This is a genomic window from Halocynthiibacter styelae, assembly GCF_016123485.1.
GTDB lineage: Bacteria > Pseudomonadota > Alphaproteobacteria > Rhodobacterales > Rhodobacteraceae > Halocynthiibacter > Halocynthiibacter styelae.
The window spans coordinates 31,846-52,401 of sequence record NZ_JADCKQ010000016.1 but is presented as its reverse complement, the minus strand read 5'-3'; the positions used below and the strand labels follow the sequence as shown (position 1 = coordinate 52,401).

At 56.1% G+C, this 20,556-nt stretch carries 20 protein-coding genes; 13 read left to right on the top strand and 7 right to left on the bottom strand.

The genetic code is table 11. The features are described from left to right. Positions 1-39: 39 nt before the first annotated feature. The 4 genes from H1D41_RS16540 to H1D41_RS16525 are packed head-to-tail and all read right to left on the bottom strand — an operon-like array spanning position 40 to position 6,799. Positions 40-2,118: a hypothetical protein gene (locus tag H1D41_RS16540; RefSeq protein WP_228849960.1), complete on the bottom strand. Its 2,079-nt coding sequence runs from the start codon at positions 2,116-2,118 to the stop codon at positions 40-42. Positions 2,119-2,121: 3 nt separating this feature from the next. After that, the gene (locus H1D41_RS16535) at positions 2,122-4,896 is read right to left on the bottom strand and encodes a DUF4159 domain-containing protein (RefSeq protein WP_228849959.1); all 2,775 of its coding nucleotides are present in this window, start codon (positions 4,894-4,896) and stop codon (positions 2,122-2,124) included. Next, positions 4,893-5,783 carry a DUF58 domain-containing protein gene (locus tag H1D41_RS16530; protein WP_228849958.1) on the bottom strand — a complete coding sequence of 297 codons (891 nt, stop codon included), beginning with the start codon at positions 5,781-5,783 and terminating at the stop codon, positions 4,893-4,895. Before H1D41_RS16530 ends, H1D41_RS16535 begins: the two co-directional genes overlap by 4 nt. After that, positions 5,780-6,799, bottom strand: a complete 1,020-nt coding sequence (locus tag H1D41_RS16525; protein ID WP_228849957.1) for an AAA family ATPase — start codon at positions 6,797-6,799, stop codon at positions 5,780-5,782. The genes H1D41_RS16530 and H1D41_RS16525 overlap by 4 nt, the downstream gene beginning before the upstream one ends. Before the next feature lie 74 nt (positions 6,800-6,873). On the opposite strand from H1D41_RS16525, the gene H1D41_RS16520 reads away from it, so the two are divergent. The 7 genes from H1D41_RS16520 (at position 6,874) to H1D41_RS16490 (ending at position 11,760) form a co-directional block, all read left to right on the top strand. After that, on the top strand, positions 6,874-7,476 hold the full coding sequence (locus H1D41_RS16520) for a DUF1285 domain-containing protein (RefSeq protein WP_228849956.1): 603 nt from the start codon (positions 6,874-6,876) through the stop codon (positions 7,474-7,476). After that, complete coding sequence (locus H1D41_RS16515) at positions 7,476-8,210, top strand: hydroxypyruvate isomerase family protein (RefSeq protein ID WP_228849955.1); 735 nt, start codon at positions 7,476-7,478, stop codon at positions 8,208-8,210. Before H1D41_RS16520 ends, H1D41_RS16515 begins: the two co-directional genes overlap by 1 nt. Positions 8,211-8,296: 86 nt before the next feature. Further along, the gene (locus tag H1D41_RS16510; protein ID WP_228849954.1) at positions 8,297-8,683 is read left to right on the top strand and encodes a VOC family protein; all 387 of its coding nucleotides are present in this window, start codon (positions 8,297-8,299) and stop codon (positions 8,681-8,683) included. 3 nt (positions 8,684-8,686) lie between these two features. After that, positions 8,687-9,376, top strand: coding sequence for a helix-turn-helix transcriptional regulator (locus tag H1D41_RS16505; protein ID WP_228849953.1), 690 nt, complete (start codon positions 8,687-8,689; stop codon positions 9,374-9,376). Positions 9,377-9,541: 165 nt separating this feature from the next. Continuing rightward, on the top strand, positions 9,542-10,042 hold the full coding sequence (locus H1D41_RS16500; protein ID WP_228849952.1) for an NYN domain-containing protein: 501 nt from the start codon (positions 9,542-9,544) through the stop codon (positions 10,040-10,042). Between the two features lie 44 nt (positions 10,043-10,086). Further along, positions 10,087-10,752 (top strand): endonuclease III, encoded by a 666-nt coding sequence (nth, locus tag H1D41_RS16495; protein WP_228849951.1) that lies wholly within the window; start codon positions 10,087-10,089, stop codon positions 10,750-10,752. 15 nt (positions 10,753-10,767) lie between these two features. Further along, positions 10,768-11,760, top strand: coding sequence for an adenosine kinase (locus H1D41_RS16490; RefSeq protein ID WP_107495356.1), 993 nt, complete (start codon positions 10,768-10,770; stop codon positions 11,758-11,760). Positions 11,761-11,795: 35 nt separating this feature from the next. On the opposite strand, the gene H1D41_RS16485 is transcribed toward H1D41_RS16490, so the two are convergent. Together H1D41_RS16485 and H1D41_RS16480 are read right to left on the bottom strand one after the other, a co-directional pair. Further along, entirely contained in the window at positions 11,796-12,776 is a 981-nt protein-coding gene (locus tag H1D41_RS16485) for an alpha/beta hydrolase (protein ID WP_228849950.1), read from the bottom strand. 23 nt (positions 12,777-12,799) lie between these two features. Continuing rightward, a complete protein-coding gene (locus tag H1D41_RS16480) occupies positions 12,800-13,618 on the bottom strand; it encodes a sulfotransferase family protein (protein WP_228849949.1) in 819 nt (272 codons plus the stop codon). A 148-nt stretch (positions 13,619-13,766) separates the two neighbouring features. Here H1D41_RS16480 and H1D41_RS16475 point away from each other — a divergent pair, with 148 nt between their 5' ends. The 4 genes from H1D41_RS16475 (at position 13,767) to H1D41_RS16460 (ending at position 16,678) form a co-directional block, all read left to right on the top strand. Further along, a complete protein-coding gene (locus tag H1D41_RS16475) occupies positions 13,767-15,344 on the top strand; it encodes a DUF5928 domain-containing protein (protein ID WP_228849948.1) in 1,578 nt (525 codons plus the stop codon). Positions 15,345-15,358: 14 nt separating this feature from the next. Further along, positions 15,359-15,736 carry an HIT domain-containing protein gene (locus H1D41_RS16470; RefSeq protein WP_228849947.1) on the top strand — a complete coding sequence of 126 codons (378 nt, stop codon included), beginning with the start codon at positions 15,359-15,361 and terminating at the stop codon, positions 15,734-15,736. Between the two features lie 67 nt (positions 15,737-15,803). After that, complete coding sequence (locus H1D41_RS16465; protein WP_228849946.1) at positions 15,804-15,986, top strand: zinc-finger domain-containing protein; 183 nt, start codon at positions 15,804-15,806, stop codon at positions 15,984-15,986. Positions 15,987-15,991: 5 nt separating this feature from the next. Beyond that, positions 15,992-16,678, top strand: a complete 687-nt coding sequence (locus H1D41_RS16460) for a TIGR02117 family protein (protein WP_228849945.1) — start codon at positions 15,992-15,994, stop codon at positions 16,676-16,678. On the opposite strand, the gene H1D41_RS16455 is transcribed toward H1D41_RS16460, so the two are convergent. After that, on the bottom strand, positions 16,666-17,214 hold the full coding sequence (locus tag H1D41_RS16455) for a winged helix-turn-helix transcriptional regulator (RefSeq protein ID WP_228849944.1): 549 nt from the start codon (positions 17,212-17,214) through the stop codon (positions 16,666-16,668). The genes H1D41_RS16460 and H1D41_RS16455 overlap by 13 nt on opposite strands. A 39-nt stretch (positions 17,215-17,253) precedes the next feature. On the opposite strand from H1D41_RS16455, the gene H1D41_RS16450 reads away from it, so the two are divergent. Both H1D41_RS16450 and polA read left to right on the top strand, forming a co-directional pair. Then, positions 17,254-17,628 carry a VOC family protein gene (locus H1D41_RS16450; protein WP_228849943.1) on the top strand — a complete coding sequence of 125 codons (375 nt, stop codon included), beginning with the start codon at positions 17,254-17,256 and terminating at the stop codon, positions 17,626-17,628. A gap of 118 nt (positions 17,629-17,746) precedes the next feature. Continuing rightward, complete coding sequence (polA, locus tag H1D41_RS16445; RefSeq protein ID WP_228849942.1) at positions 17,747-20,536, top strand: DNA polymerase I; 2,790 nt, start codon at positions 17,747-17,749, stop codon at positions 20,534-20,536. Positions 20,537-20,556: the final 20 nt, after the last annotated feature.

The window sequence follows — 20,556 nt, the reverse complement described above, 5'->3', positions numbered from 1 at the left end:
GAAGGTCAAGGCTTACCGGTCAGAAAACCTGATCCGGGGTTAGTTTCTGCGCCCTTCATACAGCCAGGCCCCGCAACTGAAGCCTGCGATCAGCAGAAGCCAGGCCCAGAAAGGCAGAAGCGGCATCAGAATGATATCGGTGGTCTGACTTGCCTCCCGGCGCAGAAATCCCATCCAGTTACGCCCAGATGCCGGGCGTCCTTCGCGGATCGTGCGCAGGGATGGCAGGCCATCTTCAACACGGAAGGCCGCGCCTTTGCCAGGTGCGATAAGAGGCGTCAGAATTTCTGCCGTTGCAATGGTATTGACAAATTCGCGCGGTGCGGCGGGGCCAAGCGCCACAACGCTTTCGGCACTCCCGGACCGCAGGCGATAAAGCCCCGGTTCAGGCGCGGTCCAATCCGTTGCGAAATGCCCGGGACTGCGTTCTTCCAGCGGCAGGCTGATAACCTCACCGCCAGGTGTTGTCACCTCAACCTCTGCCCCTTCATCCGACAATGTCTGATGGATGATCTGCATAGATTGCGCGCGGGGAATAGCGTAGAGGCGTTCTTCTTCCAGCTCCGGTTCTTTCATCATCCAATGCGCAAGACGACGCAGAAGTTCCGCCTGCGGGCCGCCACCTTCATAGCCCCGCGCCCAAAGCCAGCTTTGGTCAGATCCAAGCAGGGCCACACGGCCTTCCCCGGCGCGATCAAGCAGCAAAAGCGGGGTCTCGTCAGCGCCGGTCAGGATGGTCTGCACATCGCTGCGCGCCGTCAGTTCCGTCTGACGCAGCCAGCGGCCCCAGGGTGGTCTGTCGTCCTGAATGCCCGCATCAAGATCGCGGGTCACTGGATGGCGTGCGCCAAGGTCAGTTATTGCGGGATGAAAGCCACGTTCCACCACCTGGCCAGTTGGCCCGCCCGGCAGAATATCGGACAGTGACGAATACCAGAGGCTGTCGACAGAGGCATAATCCGGCCCGGCAGAGACAAGGACAGCACCGCCTTGCAACACGTAATCGCGTACAGAATCGAAATAGCTGCCCGGCAGAATGCCCCGCCGTTTGTAGCGATCAAAGATGATCAGATCGAATTCACTGATCTTGTTGATGAAGAGATCCCGGGTTGGAAACGCGATCAGCGCAAGTTCATCGGGCGGGACATTGTCGCTTTTGTTGGCAGAGCGCAGGATGGTGAAATGCACAAGGTCAACGGAGGTGTCGGATTTCAACAGGTTGCGCCAGACCCGTTCGCCTGCATGGGGTTCACCGGACACCAGGAGAACACGCAGCCGATCCCGCACACCGTTGATGCGCAGCACTGTTTCGTTGTTGCGATCGGTCAGTTCCCAGTCCTGCAAAGGTGTTGCGAACTGCAGGGTGTTCATGCCGCCATGTGGCAACGTAATGGGCAGGGTCACGTCCTGCCCGACGGGTATGTTGAACGTCAGAGGCGTGTCGCCATCGACAGAAATCGTGAGTTCGGCCAGGGCATCGCGATTGGGTGAAGGTTCTGAAGCAAACAGATCATCAATCCGCAGGGTCAGTTCCACAGTTTCCCCCAGGATTGCAAAACCCGGGGCGTTTCTGATCGTCAGGCGACGGTCCCGGTCAGTGGTTTTTCCGGTTTGCAGCAGATGCAGGGGCGTATCTGTCAACGGGGGTAAGTCGGCGGAAAGGTCATGCGCCACCCCATCTGAAATCACCACAACACCGGCCAGGCGGTTTTCAGGGATCTCTGCAAGGGCTGTACGCAGGGTCGCCGCCAGCAATGTGCCCCGGCCATCATCGGCGTCAGGCAGTGTCACGACTTCCAGATCAGTGGCCCGGCGACGCGCTGTCAGATCTGTCAGTTCCGCCAGCGCCTGCCGGGTCTGGTCTGCGCGCCCGCCGATGTGCTGACTGGCGGTATCATCGACGATTGCCAGGACAATATCATTCAGCGGATTGCGTTCTTCGCTTTGCAAAGACGGGTTCAGAATTGCAATGAGGACCAACGCAAGTGAAACGCCGCGCAGATGCCAGCCGGACAGACCACGCCAGAGGGCCACAAGGAAAGCCAGACCTGCAAGCACGGAAAGGGCAATAACCAGGGGAAGTGGCAGGAGAGGATCAAAGAGAATGCTTTGCACCATGGATCAGTTCCCCAGCCGTTCCAGAAGTTCAGGCACATGCACCTGATCGGATTTATAATTGCCGGTCAGCACATGCATGATCAGATTGACGCCAAAGCGCAAAGCCATTTCCCGTTGCAAGCGCCCGGCATTCCCACGCCCCACAGGCAACATATATTGCCCGCGCGCATTCACAGCCCAGGCCGCAGCCCAGTCATTGCCGCCGATAATCACCGGTGTCACGCCATCATTGAGATTGCGAAACGGCATGCCTTCTGTGGCTTCCTCGCCAAGGGGCGCGGCTTCGACCCAGATATTGTCACTGCGGTGACGGCCCGGGAAATCCTGAAGCAGGTAGAAAGACCGGGTCAACACGTGATCATCCGGCACCGGTTCCAGCGCCGGGATATCGAGGCCCCGGGCGAGGTCGCGCAATTTGCGCTGGTTCGGCCCATTGCTGCCCGCAAGCCCCGCATCGCGGGTATCAAACATGATCATGCCACCGGTGCGCATATAGGCATTGAGCCGTGCGATGGACTCATTGGAAAGCGCCGGTTGTTCCGACGTGATCGGCCAGTAAAGGAAGGGATAGAACGCAAGTTCATCTGTTTCCGGATCTACACCAACAGGCAGGGCCGGTTCAACAGAGGTCCGCAGGGTCAGCACGCGGGACAAGCCTCGCAACCCGGCTTCGGATATTTCATCCACCCCGCGGTCTCCCGTGATGACATAGGCGAAAGTGACGTCGGATGTGGCGATGATAGCGGCACTGTCATCTGTAGTGTTCTGAGCGTTTGCCCCGGACGGCAGAGAAAGGATCAGAGCGATCCCACCCACGATCACAGAGGCAGAACCAACCCCACGCAAACCAGCCCGCCCTGTCAGCGCAAGAGTGGCCAGAACATCCAGCACAAGCAGGATCAGCCCGAAACCAAAGAACCAGCCTGCCAGCGGGTTTTCCTGAACATTTTCATAGCTCTCGATGCGAGCAGAAACGGGCCAGGCGGCAGGGCGCAAAACGTGATCCGCCTGCAGAAGGTTCAATGCAATCACCTGATCGCCATTGCGCCAGATCCCCGGAAGCAAATCGGACGCGGGCGTTGGTTCTGCCAGAACGGCGCCATCTACACCCGCGAAACCATCTGCAGCCACAGGTCGCCCGTACCCATCAAGAACCAGATCAGGGTGCCAGGTTGTGCCTGGCAGGGCAACAGCGGACAGATCCTGCACGCGACCTGACGCGACAGACAGACGTTCCAGCATTGACAGGAACAGGCCGGAAAGGGCGAGATCGCTCCATTCTGCATTGGCGGTGGTGTGGAAGAGAACAACCTGCCCCTGCCCCAGGTATTTCCGGGTCACAAGCGGTGTACCATCTTCCAGCGCGGCAATCACGCGGTCGGCCAGTTCCGGGCCGGGTTGGGCCACGACCTGTGATGTCACGGACACATCATCCGGCACAGTCAGCCCGTAAAAGGGCGAACTGTCATCAAAGGGCAGAAGTCTGCGTGGTTCCCCCCAGGACATGGTGCCACCAAGGGATCGTCCACCGGACCGCAGACGCACAGGCATAAGCGTGTCTTCTGTGTCACGCGACAGATCACTGGCGGCGAGGCGTGGCCCGGCAAACCGCAAAAGCAAACCGCCTGCCTCAACCCATTCGGTCACTGCGGTTTTATCAAGCGGTGCAAGGTCTGCGATGTCAGCGAGGATCATGACATCGGGGTTTGCAGGCAGGACATCATCCACCGGCCCCAGGAGAATATCTGTCTGTGGTTCCAGCGCGTTATAAAGATAGTGCAGCGGATCCAGCAAATCGGGCACTTCCTGATCGGCACCACGGATCAGGGCAACTTCGCGTCGGCGCAACCCGTCCCCAACAAGAGTAACAGCGCCAGCGGTGGCCTGTTCAGCAATGGTAAAACGGGTGATGCGGTTGCGCAGTTCGGGTTGCAGGGCAAATTCTGCGATGGCCGTGTCGGCACCTGTTTCAAAACTTACGGTAACGGTTGTCAGTGCAACTTCCCGTCCCGAGGGATCAGGGCCGATTGCGCTGATATGCAGTTCTTCTTCCCCGGCAGCGGCCAGGCGGCGCAGGGTTAACCGCATCAGGTTCTGATCTGTGACAACCGGTTCCAGGCCATAAAGCGGACGTGCGGTTTCAAAGATGGTCACCGCGCCGCGTGCGGCAAGAGCAGTGTAAAGCGCGTTGCGGTGGTCATAGGCCAGACCATCAGAGAACCAGAACGTATCAAAGTCCTGATCCGCCAGACCTGCAGCCCATTCTGAAATATTATCCGGGGATGGTTCAAAGGGGGCGGGTGTGATCCCGGCAAGCTGGCTGCGCAGATTGTCGGCACTGGTGAATGTCAAACCCTCGCGCGGCAGATCGGTCAGCGAAGCCAGGGCAACGGGGCGACCATTCCGACCCGCTTCTGCCAGAAGGGTTGCGAGTTTTTCCTGTTGGCGGTCCCAATCGCGGGCCGCAGCCCAGCTGCCATCCAGCAACACCAGAAGCGAGCCATTGCCTTCGCGTGTGTCCTGCGGATTCAGCACCGGACCGGCAAACCCCAGGATCACACAGGCCAGCGCAGCCATGCGCAGAAGCAACAGCCACCAGGGCGTGCGATCTGCCTGATTGTCCCGGTCTTTCAGCCCCAGAAGCAGGCCCACTGCCGGGAAAATACGGCGCACAGGGGCCGGGGGAACGGCGCGCAGCAGGATCCAGAGGATCGGAAGTGCAAACAGACCCAGAAGAACCCATGGGGCAGTAAAACCAAGTGAACCAAAGATCATCATCGGGATGCACGCTCCAGTGCCTGATAAAGCCAGAGAAGGGCAGATGCGGCGGGCGCATCGCTGTGGTGACAATGATATTGCCAGCCCGTGCGCCGGGCGAGGTCCTGCAGGGTATCTTTGCGGGCGTTCAGGCGTTCAAGGTAACGGTCGCGCAGATCATCGGCCTTGCGGGTTTCATGTTCTGTACGGCCTGTGACGCTTTGAAAAATCGTACGGCCGCGCCAGGGGAAGGCTTCTTCCGCCGGATCAAGGATCTGAAGGAAGACCCCGCGCGCACCAAGACCTGCGGCCTGATCAGCGGCACGGGTGAAAGCGGCGGGATCGCCAAGAAAATCAGAAATCATTACAAGTTGCGTATCGGGGCGCAGAGCAGACAGATCGGGTGCGGTGAAATCCTGTGCCGTGTCCTCCCCATTGCTGAGCGCCTGGGCCATACGCATGATCTGCACATCGCCCGTGCGGGGCAGAATGGCCTCTGCCCCAATCAGACCGAAACGTTCACCACCGCGTTGCAAAAGCATGGAACAGGCCAGCGCCAGCGTTGCCGCACGATGGGATTTCTGCGGCAGGTTCTTATGGCTCGCCCAGCGCATGGAGGCCCCGGGATCGACAAGGAACATCACGCTTTGCGCCAGTTGCCATTCTTTCTGACGGATAAAATTTCCATCCGACTTTGCGGACCGCCTCCAGTCAATGTGACGGGGCGCATCTGTATCCATCGCCGGGCGGTATTGCCAGAACTCATCCCCCTGCCCTGCGCGACGCCGGCCATGCACACCCGGCATAACCGTCTGTGCCAGGCGTTCTGCCGCGGCCAGAAGCGCGGGCAGACCTGCTGCCGATTGCGCGGCATCCCGGCGCAGTGTCAGGGCGGTGGGTTGGTTCACGCGGCGGCCTCGCCAGCTCGTGCACGGCGGATCACATCAGACGTCACCTGATCAATCAGCGCCCCTGCGTCCTGCCCCTGGGCACGCGCGGCAAAGCCCAACGCCATACGGTGCATCAGAACGGGGCGGGCGAGATGGGCAACGTCATCAGCGGATGGGGCCAGACGGCCATCCAGCAATGCCCGCGCCCGCGCCGCCAGCATAAAGGCCTGCGCGGCACGGGGGCCAGGCCCCCAGGACACGGCATTGCGCACAACTTCCGGGGCATTTTCATCTTCGGGACGGAAGGAACGCACAAGATCAAGGATCAGTTCGACCACGCTTTCGCCAACCGGCATCCGACGCAGAAGCGTTTGTGCTGCGATCAGGTCATCTGCGTTGAACACCTGTTGCGCCTGCGCATCTTCAACGCCTGTGGTCGCCAGCAGAATATCGCGTTCCACATTACGTTTCGGATAAGTGACTTCGATCTGCAGGAGGAACCGGTCAAGCTGCGCTTCGGGCAGCGGATAGGTGCCTTCCTGTTCAATCGGGTTTTGCGTGGCCAGCACATGGAACGGCTTGCCCAGCGCACGGTGTTGCCCCGCAATCGTGACTTCTCTTTCCTGCATCGCCTGAAGCAGAGCAGATTGTGTACGTGGTGAGGCGCGGTTTATCTCATCCGCCATCAGCAGTTGACAGAAGACAGGGCCTTCAATGAAACGGAATTCCCGTTCGCCGCCCTTCTTCTTTTCAAGCACTTCAGAACCAAGAATGTCCGCAGGCATCAGATCCGGCGTGAACTGAATACGACTGCCATCCAGCCCCATGACAGTCGCCAGGGTTTCCACCAGCAATGTCTTACCCAGACCCGGCTGACCGATCAGCAGACCGTGCCCGCCGGACAGAAGCGCCGTCAGTACAAGATCAACCACCTCTTCCTGCCCGATAAAGCGCGCGGCGATTTCAGCCTTCGCACGGGACAGCTTTTCGCCGAGGTTTTCGATCTCTGCGACAAGATTTTCCGCTTCTGCCATATTGATACTCTCCCGCTGGGCTTATTCTCGTGTTACAATAGTCGCATTAAAGGCCGGATTGGTACGAAGAACAAATGACAAAATCCTCAAACGACCAGAAAACTGCTGCCCCATCGGCGGAAAACCTCGCATCTGCTGTCAAAGCGGCCAGCAAAAAAGGCCCGCCGCCGGTACATCTGTGGAACCCGGATTTCTGCGGTGACCTGGATATGCGCATCGCGCGGGACGGAACCTGGTGGTATCTTGGGACGCCGATGGGCCGGAAAGAACTGGTAAAGCTGTTTTCGTCCATCATTCGTAAAGATGGTGAAGATTACTTTCTGGTTACCCCGGTTGAGAAAGTCGGCATCACCGTAGATGATGCGCCCTTTGTCGCGATTGATTTTGAAACGACGGGCGAGGGCCGGGATCAGGTCATGACCTTTGTGACCCATGTCGATGACGAAGCTGTGGCCGGGCCGGAAAACCCTATTCGTGTGGTGCGGGATCCGGAAACCGGGGAACCATCGCCTTACGTTCTGATCCGTGCGAACCTTGAAGCCCTGATTGATCGCAAAAGCTTCTATCGCCTGGTGGAAATCGGCGCGCATGAAGATGTGGAAGGGGAAAGCTGGTTTGGCGTCTGGTCCTCTGGTCAGTTCTTCCCGATCATTCCCTCAGCCGAGCTTGACGTCTGATGGCCCGGTTTTGTGCGAACCTGACAATGCTGCTTCAGGAACTGCCCCTTAAAGATCGCTTTCAGGCGGCGGCGGACGGCGGGTTTCAGGCGGTGGAGCTGCTCTGGCCCAATGAAGCCGAAGAAAGCCCCGAAGAACTGGCACGTCTTGCAGAGGCGGCTGACGTGGAATTCGCCCTGATCGACACCCCGCGTGGCGAGGCCTGGGGCATTGGGGCACAGGATGGCCAGCAAATGGCGTTCTTCAGTCAGATTGTGAAAACCATCGACATCGCGGATATTCTGGGTGTGCATCATATCCATGTGATGGCCGGGATTGCAGGCGCGGGCGCGTCAGATGTCCTGGCTAAAAACGTGATCCAGGCCTGTGATCTGGAACCGGAGCAAAGCTTTATCATTGAGCCGATCAGTGCGCAGGCTGTGCCGGGCTATGGGCTGAACAGTTTTGAACAAGCCGCGCAGGTGCTGGAAAAGGTGAACCGTCCGAATGCAGGCTTGATGTTGGATACATTCCACGCGATGAATATGGGTCATGATCCCCTGAAGCTGTTCCGCAAGTATCAGCCGCTTGTGCAGCACATTCAGGTGTCATCCCACCCAGACCGGCATGAACCTGCGGCAGGTTATGATTTCCCGGCATTCTTCCGCGCGCTCGACAAAGCCGGATATGACGGCCTGATCAGCGGCGAGTATAATCCGGCGGGCGCAACCAAAGACGGGCTGGACTGGTTCTGAGTTTTTCAAGATCATGTGAAACCTCCTGACAGGATGTTGTCAGGAGGGGGCTGTCATAGTGAAATCCTGATACAAAGGAACACATGATGACCAACAACCCGTTTAAACCACAACACGCCCTGATCTGGGCGGAACTGCCTGTCAGCAATCTTGAGAAAGCTGTGGCCTTTTACAATGCGGTCTTTCACTATGATCTGCAGACGATGGATATGGGCCCGAATATGATTGCGATGATCCCGACAGCCGATGGCGAAGGCGTTGCCGGAAACCTTTATGAAGGCAAGCCTGCGAAGGATGGGTCCGGGGCGACGCTGCATCTGGTGGTGCCTGATACGCTTGAGGCAACCGCAGAACGTTTTGAGGCTGCTGGTGGCGAAGTTCTGAAAGGTGATCCGGTGGTGATCCCGGCGGGGCGTTTTGTTTATGGCATTGACCCCTGTGGAAATTCCATCGGGCTGTTTGAAGGGAATTAACCCATGCGGCGTGCGGACCGGTTGTTTCAGATTGTGCAGTATCTGCGGGGTGGCCGCCTGACCACGGCGCGTATGCTGGCTGATCGTCTGGAAGTGTCGGAACGCACGATTTACCGTGATATTGCGGATCTGATCGGCTCTGGCGTGCCCATTGATGGCGAGGCCGGGGTCGGTTACCTGATGCGGGACGGTTATGATCTGCCGCCCCTGATGTTCACCCATAAGGAAATCACCGCCCTCGTCGCCGGAGCGCGCCTGATCAAAGCCTGGGGCGGGGCCGAAATGGCAGCGGCAGCGGAAGAGGCCCTGGTGAAGATCAACGCCGTCCTGCCGGATCGGGACCGGGTGCATGCGGAAGCGGTGCCGGTGCATTCGGTCTCCTCGCCGGAATTAAGCGATGCGGTACGTGAAAAGATCGATCGGATCGAAGCAGCCTGTGATACGCGCCTGCGCCTGTCCCTTGACTACGCCGATGCGGAAGGGTCCGAGACCACCCGCATCATCCGCCCGCTGGGCCTGTGGTTCTGGGGCAAGGTCTGGACGATTGTTGGCTGGTGCGAGCTGCGCGAAGATTTCCGCATGTTCCGCCTGGACCGCATCCGGGATATGGTGGAGGGTGAGAGATTTAAGGAAGAGCGAGGCAAACGACTGGTGGACTTCTATGCGCAGATGGAACGGGAGTGTAAGATCTGACTGCGTAAATCTGACACTTGCCAACACAGTTGCACCCGATACTCTGTCATCTGATTTCACTAAAACAATTCAGCCGGTCCCATGTTGCCCCCAGCCATTCTTCTGAGCCTGTCACTTCTCACATCGTTTCTAGCACTATATTACCCGGCCTGGTCGGATCTGCTGTTGCTGAGCCTTCCCGCCGTAATTGCCAGCGCCTTGCTTCTTCTGGCAGCTGTCATACGAAAACGAAAAACCGGATCTCCCCCGAAGTGGATCATCATTGACGGATCAAATGTGATGTATTGGCGCAACAATACGCCAAAGCTGGATACAGTACGGGAGGTGCTTCGGTTACTCATGCGACAGGGCTACACCGTCGGCATTATGTTCGATGCCAATGCGGGATATTTGCTTTCGGATCACTATATTCACGACGGGAAAATGGGAAAACTGTTAGGATTGCCGAAAAACCAGATCATGGTTGTGCCGAAAGGTACCCCGGCTGATCCGTATATTTTACAAGCCGCCCGCGACTTTGGCGCCCCAATTGTAACGAACGATCAATTCAAGGACTGGAGTAATGACTTCCCCGAAGTTCGCACTCCCGGCCATCTCATCAAGGGACAGTATCAGGGAGCAAAGCTCAGCCTTGACCTGGCTAAGCAACACAAAAGCCCTTCGTAAATGCTGGCTGGACCCTTCCCCCACATCCGGGCATAAAACCGGGCATGACAGATAAGCCAGCCAAACCCGCCAAGCAAATGTCCTATCCTGTGCTGAAGGAGATCTTCACGCGTTTTCGGGATTTGGAACCAGAACCCAAGGGGGAACTGGACCACACCAATGCCTATACGCTTGTGGTTGCTGTGGCGCTGTCGGCCCAGGCGACGGATGTGGGCGTGAATAAAGCCACGAAAGAACTGTTTAAAGTTGCTGACACTCCACAGAAGATGCTGGATCTGGGGATCGACGCACTGACCGAACATATCAAAACCATCGGGCTTTATCGTCAGAAGGCAAAGAATGTCATGAAGACAGCGCAAATCCTTGTCGATGATTACGGCGGCGAAGTGCCTTCTTCGCGCGCGGCCCTGGTCAGCCTGCCCGGTGTCGGACGCAAAACCGCAAATGTTGTTCTGAACATGTGGTTCAAACAACCGGCCCAGGCCGTGGACACCCATATTTTCCGCATCGGCCACCGCACGGGCATTTGTCCGGGCAAGGATGTGGATGCGGTGGAACGTGCGATTGAAGACAACATTCCGGCCGAATTTCAGCATCACGCCCATCACTGGTTGATCCTGCATGGCCGTTATGTTTGTAAGGCCCGTAAACCAATGTGCAGCAATTGCCTGATACGTGATCTCTGCCTGTTTGAAGATAAAAACCTGTAAGCCGGAGCGTCTGGGATGAGCAAAAAGTATAAAGTTGTGGGTATCGGCAATGCGATTGTCGATGTGCTGACCCAATGTGATGATACCTTCCTTGACCACATGGGGATTGAAAAAGGCATCATGCAGCTGGTTGAAAAAGACCGTGCAGAAACGCTTTACGGTGCCATGGAAAGCCGCGTTCAGGCGCCTGGTGGTTCTGTTTGCAACACGCTTGCCGCCCTTGGTACGCTTGGCCTTGATACCGCCTTGATCGGTCGTGTGCGCGATGATGCGCTGGGACGGTTTTATGTGGAAAGCACCGAAGCAGGCGGCACAGCCTTTGTGAACCCGCCGGTTGCCGACAGTGACCTGCCAACATCGCGTTCCATGATCTTTGTGTCGCCGGATGGCGAGCGTTCCATGAATACCTACCTTGGTATTTCAGCAGATATCAGCCCGGCAGATGTATCTGATGATGTGGCAGCGGATGCGGAATATATCTTCCTCGAAGGGTATCTGTTCGACAAACCCGAAGGCAAAGAAGCCTTCACAGCAGCGGCCAAAGCCTGCCGTTCCACAGGCGGCAAAACCGGTATTTCCCTGTCTGATCCGTTCTGCGTGGATCGTCACCGCGATGATTTCCGCCGTCTGGTGAAAGAGGAAATGGATTACGTTCTGGGTAATGAGGAAGAATGGTGTTCGCTGTACGAGCAGAACAACGTCATGGATGCCCTGGAAATGGCGCGCAAGGAATGTGATCTGGTGGTCTGCACCCGTTCCGGCGATCCGGTGGTGATTATCCGTGGTGATGAGAAGGTCGAAATTCCTGTAGAAACCATCACCCCTGTGGATGCCACAGGCGCTGGTGATATGTTCGCGGCCGGTTTCCTGTATGGCCTGGCGACCGGTCAGGATCTGGAAACCTGCGGCAAGATGGGCACCACATCCGCAGCGGAATGCATCCGTCACATCGGCCCGCGCCCGAAAAGCGATATGAAAGCTTTGTTCCAGAAACAGGGTCTGATCTGATCCGTCAGCTTCCTTACAAGATTTGCAATGCGGCCTCAGCCTTTGGGCGGGGCCGCTTTGTTTTCGGCATCCGCCTGACGCGTGAAAAAATGACAGATCTCTGAAATCACACGGTCACGGATCTCTGACCTTTCTGACAGAATGTCATGCCTCGCATCTGAGACCATTTCATACCGCGCGCCGGACCAGTGTTTCATCCTTTCAGCCGTCACCTGATTGTCGACAATTTCATCCTGCCCAGCCGAAAACACCAGGGCCGGAATGTCAGGTAATGTTTTCGATCTGAGCGCCCGACACTCCCGCAACGCAGCATTCAACCAGCCAAACGTTGCACCGCCAATCAACCTGTCAGGCAGATTCTCAGCCAGTCGGACAAGATATGCGAACATATCGGCATCCTGTGTCAGACGATTGTCTTCAAAACCGACAGTAAGAACATATGACTTCCGGTTCTGTCGGGTTTTATCGGGGAGATAATTCCCACCTTTGCCCGACAACCGCGCGCCCCATGACACCGGCCAGGCAAGCACACGCTGTAGTGGTGACATCGTGATCCCCCACATTGGTGCCGTAAATGCGCACGACACAACAGGCAAACCATCGTTCAGCGCCCGCAATCCAATACATGCCCCCATCGAGTGGCCCAGAAGGTGCCAGGGATCAGGCAGGTCAAGTTCCCGGGCCGCCCGGATCAGCGTGGCCACATCTTTCTGATAATCCGAGAATGCATCCACATGACCGCGCATCCGGTCACTTACCAGACGATCGGACAGCCCCTGCCCACGCCAGTCCATCACAAGAACCGCATAACCATGCGCAACAAGCTCTGTCGCCGTACGCCCATATTTCTCGACACACTCACTGCGCCCGGAAAACAAAAGTATTGTTCCCCGGCAATCCACAGCTGGTCGCCAGTGCGCGACCCGCAGGCGCAGGCCGTCTTCTGCCAGACACCAGAAAGCCCTGCCATTGGCAGGGCCTTCCGCAAGGTCATTATCGATGGGTGCATCGTGCATTCCGGTCAGCATCTTCCCGAAACTTACTCGCCCAGTTTGGCGTGAACTTCGTCCAGATCAACTTCACCAATCGGGAATTTATTTGATGGATCATCAAAGCTGTATTTGAACAGTTTGAAATCCCGGTGATAAATTTCCCAGATCAGATGCATAGAAAGATCATCAAAGTAATCCTCCACCGGATGAGCGCGTTTGGGTCCGTGGCCTTCAGATTCGTTGAAACGCGGGATCTGTGTCAGATCTACTTTGTGCGGCGTTTCGATGTTATCGAGGACGCTTTGAAAACCTTCGTTGAACTTTTCAGTAAAGAAGATGTTGTCATAGCGGCCACCGTTCACAATGAAAGTCGACACATGGCCCGACATAGCGGACCAGTGAATATCCGGGTCCATCGGGCGACGCCAGCGGATGGTATCACGTGTGAACAACAGAAAACGGCGGAAGCTTTCGATCTGATCAAACTCAAACCCTGTTTCCGGGTCACCCACTTCAATGCCGTATTTCTGGATCAGCAGCGGCACAAGGTTGCCCCGATAGCGTTTACCATTCCGCTGAATCCCACAGATCTTGTCAAAAAACGAACTGAGGATCCGGGTGTAAGGATTACGCACGCAGGTAAAGGCGTAGGATTTATGCGCTTTTACATTCTTTTCAATCTTTGGCTGGCTCGCATCCAGCGACCATTTATGCATGCGGCTTTTGGCATCATGAATATCGCCATCAAAAAATTCACCGTGGTCAGAATAATACATGACCTGACCAATGGTCGAGCAGGCACATTTTGGCACAACACGATAAACGACGCTTTCGCTTTCGGTCATCCAGGTTCCGGGAAAACCCATACTTAACTTGCCTCCTGATTAACGCTGCAGATACGTACTGTTCTTATTCTGCAATACTGTATAAAAAAGCAAAAAAAATCGGTTTATACAACGGCAGACATGAGTATCTGTAAATTCATGTCTGTTCTCTGGGGTACCTGTCGCTAAAATGTCAAAGATTGCCTTTATTCTGCTCTGCCACAAAGACCCTGAATCTATCATCAAGCAGGCAGAGCGCCTTACAGCCACGGGCGACTGCATTTCCATTCACTTTGATGCCCGGGCGAATCCCGAGCATTATAAAAGAATCAAAACGGAACTGGCCGACAATCCTGATGTGACATTCGCCAGGAAGCGTATCAAATGTGGCTGGGGTGAATGGTCACTTGTCCAGGCGACACTATACGCCGTTGAGGCCGCTGTAGAAGCCTTCCCGCGCGCGACGCATTTTTACATGTTGTCCGGCGACTGTATGGCGATCAAAACGTCAAAATACGCGCATAATTTCCTGGACAATCGTGATTGCGACTATGTCGAAAGCTTTGACTATTTCAAAAGTGACTGGATCAAAACCGGCATGAAAGAAGAACGGCTGATCTATCGCCACTTCTTTAACGAGCGCACCCAGAAAAAACGGTTTTACGGATCCTTCAACCTGCAACGCAAACTGGGACTGACCCGCACCGTTCCCAATGACCTTCAGGTCATGATCGGCAGCCAGTGGTGGTGCCTGCGGCGCAACACAATCGAAAACATCCTCAAATATTGCCGTGAGCACCCTGAAGTCCTGCGATTTTTCCGGACAACATGGATTCCGGATGAAACCTTCTTTCAGACCCTTGTGCGCCACCTGATTCCTTCTGAGGAAATTGACAGCCGGACACTGACCTTCCTGATGTTCTCTGACTACGGGATGCCTGTGACCTTCTACAATGACCACTATGATCTGATGTTGAGCCAGGATTTTCTCTTTGCACGCAAGATCAGCCCAGGTGCAAAAGAACTGAAGCAACGCCTTGGCGACCTCTGGGCAAATGACGATCAGGAATTCCAGATTTCAGGCGAAGGACGCGGGCTGTATAAATTTCTCGCCGGGCGTGGCCGGATCGGCAGACGATTTGCCCGTCGTTTCTGGGAAGTCGAAAGCTCGCTTGGTCGCGAACGCACATTATACATCGTCACCTGTAAAAAATGGCACGTCGCGAAACGGTTTGTGTCTGCCATCCGGCAACACACAGATCTTCCGGCGATTGACTATCTTTTCGATGAAGAAAACACCGCCCTTCCGGATCTGGGCGGCATCGAAGGATCTCTGGCAAAACGCACGCGTCACCGCCGGGCTCTGACCAGAATGCTGTTTGACTATTATCAGACTGACAGGCTGGTCATCTGCCTGGATCCTAAAAACCTTGACCTGATGCAGGACTTTTACGCCGACCGTTCCAACACCCGGGTGATTGAACTGGAATGCAGTTTTTCTGACGATTACCTGGCAGGGCATGCGAAACGCGTTGGTCTGGCCGGTGAAATGACCCCGGAAGATACAATCCGGCGGTTGCTGCCTACAATCCGCCGGGACGTCTTGCAGGAAAGCGATGAAATCCGGGACAGCATTCAGAGCGATCTTTTCCGCATGCGCGAAAGCGGTACGGATGAAGAAAACATCCTTGCTGTATCAGAATTCCTGCACTGTCCGCGTGACGCCGCAACGAACATCATCCATGCCCCGCATCTGTTTGCGGATTAATCGAAGGAAAGCCCATGGCCTACAGCTACGATGATCAGAATATCTTCGCAAAGATCCTGCGCGGGGACATTCCGAACAACACCGTGTTTGAAAACGATTATGCCCTGGCGTTCCGGGATCTTTACCCACAGGCACCAGATCATGTGCTGGTGATCCCCAAAGGGCCTTATGTCTGCTATGATCACTTCGCCAACGCGGCCTCTGATGCAGAAATTGTTGGTTTCACCCGCGCGATTGGTGAAGTCTGCAAGATTCTTGGCGTCGCGGATGATGCAGGCGATGGCTATCGCACCATCGCAAATTCCGGCGAACATGGCGTACAGGAAGTCGAACACCTGCATGTTCACATCCTGGCAGGTCGCCCATTGGGGCGGATGCTGGCGAAAGCATAATCCCTTGGCGGCGCAGAGATGCGCTGCTATCACTGCATAAACTGCACAGGCAAAGCGGAACACACCGATGAATACCAAAGCCCCCGAAACCGAGATTGTGGACAGCTGGAAAGTTTCATGTGATGGCAGCGAAGGCGCGCTTGGTCACCCGCGTGTCTGGCTGCAGATTCCCCGTGATACAGGCTTTGTCGAATGTGGATATTGCGACAAGAAACTCATCCACAAAAGCATGGCTGATAAAGTTTCCTGACTCGCATGCTGCGGCTGCTGCGTTTTCCTCTTTTTGGCACACGCCTTGCGCTGAAGATCGTCTTTCTATGGCTGTTTTTCGGCATGTTGGGCGGATTAATTCCAGCCAACAAAGATAACCCCCACGCCCCGGGCAACATCGATGTGCTGCTTGTTGGCGGGAAAATTCACTATGACATTCTTTTGCCTGCCAATCTGCAAACCCGCAGCGCCCTGCGTTTCACTGCCAGTGGCGGCGTGCCTGTTGATCATCCCGGGGTGGAATGGTTTCTGGTAGGCTGGGGTGCGAAACAGTTTTACACTTCAGCAGGCAGTTATTCTGACGTAAAAGCCACCGCCGTTCTTCGGGCGATCACCGGCGATGATGCCGTCATGCGCGTGGATGTTCTGGGGCAGCTTCACTTTAATGCACCGGTGCAACGCCTGTCTCTGACGCATGTACAATATAACACGCTGCTGGCCTCACTTACCGAAAGTTTCACCCGTGACAATTTCGGCCAGGCGCAGGTTCTGGATCACCCGGGGTTCACCGATACGGATCGTTTCTTCCATGCCAATGGCCATTTCAGCGCCCTGCGCACCTGCAATGTCTGGCTTGGGGACCAACTGCGCAACGCAGGCGTACGTTTTGGTGTCTGGACCCCGACCATCTGGTCCTTTGGCCTGTCCCTGCGGGAACATCACGGTATCTGAAACCGAACCGAGGCCCCGGCAATATCACTGACCAGCCCCCCCGTATTGACCGCCCTGTAAACTGGTCGCAAAGGGCGGGATTTTTCATCAACCGCGCGCCGCACCCAGCTTCGGTCTTCCAGCAATTTCAGAGATTGCGACAGGGCCCGGTCCGTGATGCGCGGCAATCCCCGGCGGATCACAGAAAACTGCCCGGTAGAATGCAAAGCTGTCAGCACTGGCAATGTCCAGGACTTGCGCAAAAGATCCTGATCCGCGGCCTCTGTCCGGCTGTAAACCCGATAAGCCAGCTCTGCCGCCGCCTTTCCCGGATCTGTCAGCCGAAATTCCGGGCGCAACGGATGACCATGACCTGGATTTCGTTCCAGTAAGTTCAGATCCATCAGATGTTCAAGGCTTTGCCCAAACGACGTCCGCCCCGCCCCGGTCGCCGCCAGCAAAGGCGCCTGACGCCCGGCAACACCGTCATGCAGCTTTGACAGAATGGGCAGGCTCCAGGCCCGCGTGGTCATATTGACAAATGAATTTATGTCCATAAAGTATATTTAATATATTTTCAGACAAAAGGAAAGCCCATGTCTCTCGTGACAACCGATAATACGATCACTCTTTCAATGTCCGTCACTGATCGCCACGCCAGCGTGGCCTGGTATGAAAAAATGCTTGGCTTTAAACTGCGTTATCACGCGGATGAGGTCGGCTGGTCCGAAATGGAAACCAATACACCTGGCGTAACTCTTGGCTTCGGGGAACGCAGCGCACCTGCGCCGGGCAATTGCGTGCCGGTTTTTGGCACAACCGATCTGGACAATGACCGGGCAAAACTCGAAGCGGCAGGCGTCAAATTCGACGGCGACACTGAGGTGATCGAAGGCATGGTGAAACTTGCCACAATCTATGATCCTGACGGCAATGCCCTGATGTTGGCGCAAAACCTGTCAGGCCAGTAGCACCAGTATTTAGACACAGGCAATTGTCAGGAATATAGCAACTCTCACCGCACGCGGGCTGGCCCCCGGGCGCGGAACATGGCATGAACAGAGAAACGCGCAAACCGGGAGTGTTAACATGTCATTTGGCGAAGGCTGTCACCTGCATCTGATCGACGGATCGGCTTTTATCTTCCGGGCTTATCACGCGCTGCCACCGCTGACGCGCAAATCTGACGGGCTGCCCATTGGCGCTGTTTCTGGTTTCTGCAACATGCTGATGAAAGTGGTCGAAGAAAGCGCAGGACATGACGCGCCCACCCACGTGGCGGTAGTGTTTGACCACAAAGGTAAGACCTTTCGCGATGATATTTACGACAAATACAAGGCCAACCGCCCCCCTGCCCCCGAGGATCTGCGCCCGCAATTCCCCCTAACCCGTGACGCCACCCGCGCCTTTAACCTTGCCTGCATCGAGGTCGAAGGGTTCGAAGCCGACGACATCATCGCAACCCTCGCCCGTCAGGGCCGCGAAGCCGGTGGCCGTGTGTCGATCATCAGTTCCGACAAAGACCTGATGCAACTGATCGGTGGCGGCGTCGAAATGGTCGACCCGATGAAAAACAAGCGCATCGACTCTGAAGGTGTTGAAGAAAAATTCGGTGTTGGCCCCAATCGTGTAGTCGATGTTCAGGCACTGGCTGGTGATAGTGTGGATAACGTGCCGGGCGCGCCAGGCATCGGCATCAAAACTGCGGCCCTTCTGATCAATGAATATGGCGATCTGGAAAGCCTGCTGGAACGCGCTGAAGAAATCAAACAACCCAAGCGCCGTCAAAGCCTGATTGAAAACGCGGACCTGATCCGGATCTCAAAACGTCTGGTGGAACTTGATCAGAATATGGATCTGGATTTCACTCTCGAAAGCCTCGAAATGAAGGCCCCGGTCGCCGACGATCTACTGGGTTTCCTCGCGGATATGGAACTCCGCACGCTGTCCACGCGCATCGCAAACAAACTGGGCCTCGAAGCCCCGGCCATCCCCGATGCCCCCGCCGTCAGTTCCGCCGCGCCTGAAACAAAGGGCTTTGATCCCGACACATATGAATGGGTGAAAGACGCCGCAGGCCTGCAGACCTGGATCGACAAAATCTACGCCCGTGGCTGGGTCGCTGTCGACACCGAAACCACCGGGTTGAATGAAATGCTGGTCGATCTTGTGGGCATTTCCCTTTGTGTTGAGGCGGGCGAAGCCTGCTACATCCCACTGGCCCATATCGCCGATGGGGGCGATGATCTTTTTGCAACCGAAGCCGTGGCCGAAGACCAGATAAATCTGGAAGACGCCCTGACCATGCTGCGCCCGATGCTGGAAGATCCGGCGATTGTTAAAATCGGCCAGAACATGAAATATGACGCCAAGATTTTTGCCCGTTACGGTGCCCGCGTCGCCCCAATCGATGACACGATGCTGCTGTCCTACGCCCTGCACGGCGGATTGCACAACCACGGTATGGACACCCTCAGCGAACGCTATCTCGATCACAAACCGATCCCGATCAAATCCCTGTTGGGCACCGGAAAATCCGCGATCACCTTTGACAAAGTCCCTGTGGCTGACGCCGTGAAATACGCCGCCGAAGACGCCGACATCACCCTGCGTCTGTGGCAGATGTTCAAGCCACAACTGCACGAAAAACAGGTCACAAAGGTTTACGAAAAACTGGAACGTCCGCTTGTGCCGGTGCTGGCTGAAATGGAAATGCACGGCATCGAAGTCGATCGCGATGCCCTGTCCCGCATGTCCAACACCTTCGCCCAGAAAATGGCCGGGCTTGAAGCTGAAATTCACGAAAAAGCAGGCCGCCCCTTCAACGTCGGTTCCCCCAAACAGCTGGGCGAAATCCTGTTTGACGATCTTGAATTGCCCGGTGGTAAGAAAGGCAAAACAGGGGCTTATTCGACCGGTGCTGATATTCTCGAAGATCTGGCCACGGAACATGAAATGCCTGCGCTGGTTCTCGATTGGCGGCAATTGTCAAAACTGAAATCAACCTACACCGACGCCCTGCAGGATCACATCAATCCTGACACAGGCCGCGTGCACACCTCCTATTCCATCGCAGGCGCAAGCACCGGACGTCTGGCCTCAACGGATCCAAACCTGCAAAACATTCCTGTGCGATCCGAAGAAGGTCGCCGTATCCGCGAAGCTTTCATTGCCCCCGAAGGCAAGGTTCTGGTCAGCCTCGATTACAGTCAGATCGAACTTCGTATTCTCGCTGACATCGCTGGCATTGATGCCCTGAAAGACGCCTTCCGTCAGGGCCACGATATTCACGCCATGACAGCATCTGAGATGTTCGACGTGCCGCTTGAAGGCATGGATCCTATGATCCGCCGTCAGGCCAAGGCGATTAACTTTGGCGTCATCTACGGCATCTCTGGCTTTGGCCTTGCCCGCAACCTGCGCATCCCCCGTAAAGAAGCCCAGGGCTTTATTGATCGCTACTTTGAACGCTTCCCCGGCATCCACACCTATATGGATCAGACCGTGGAATTCGCCAAGGAACACGGCTATGTTCAAACGTTGTTTGGCCGCAAGATCCACACACCCGGCATCGCCGAAAAAGGCCCGCGCGCGGGCTTTGGCAAACGCGCCGCGATCAACGCACCCATTCAGGGCACCGCCGCCGACGTCATCCGTCGCGCCATGATCCGCATGCCCGACGCCATTCAGGGGCTGCCTGCAAAAATGCTGCTACAGGTGCACGATGAACTGATTTTTGAGGTTGATCAAAACGCCGTCGATGACGTGGTCGGCGTCGTGCGCCACATCATGGAAAATGCTGCAGATCCCGCAGTGAAACTGTCTGTGCCTTTGGTGGTCGACGCCGGACAAGGCGCAAACTGGGCAGAGGCACATTAAGCGCAAAAAACGGGTCGATC